Below are 252 nucleotides of genomic sequence, written 5' to 3'. Positions count from 1 at the left end.
GAATGAGATTAACCATGATTCCGCCACCATAACCGACCAGAATTCGTCCAGCATCACGAAAATGCGATGGAAAGTCGCGCTCCCGTGATGCCGGCCAGTTCAGAAAAATCGTTTTGCAATTGGCTCTCTTGCCTTTTGGGTGGCGCACTTGGACAAGATGACACAGCGGTGGACGGACGACGAATTTGCCGATCTGAATCTTGGCGACGGGCGCCTCAACAAGAGGGCGAGAACATTGATGGACACCTTTGC

Annotated in this window: 1 protein-coding gene; it reads left to right on the top strand. The window is 52.4% G+C overall.

Features of this window, described 5'->3' with window-relative positions:
- Positions 1 to 157 precede the first annotated feature (157 nt).
- A partial coding sequence (locus F2P44_RS36800; protein ID WP_223164990.1) for an IS4/Tn5 family transposase DNA-binding protein occupies positions 158 to 252 on the top strand: 95 nt, incomplete at its 3' end.

This window comes from Massilia frigida, assembly GCF_011682175.1.
GTDB classification, from domain to species: Bacteria; Pseudomonadota; Gammaproteobacteria; order Burkholderiales; family Burkholderiaceae_D; genus Telluria_A; species Telluria_A frigida.
The sequence above is the reverse complement of the archived record's forward strand: the minus strand, read 5'-3'. Positions and strand labels throughout refer to the sequence as shown.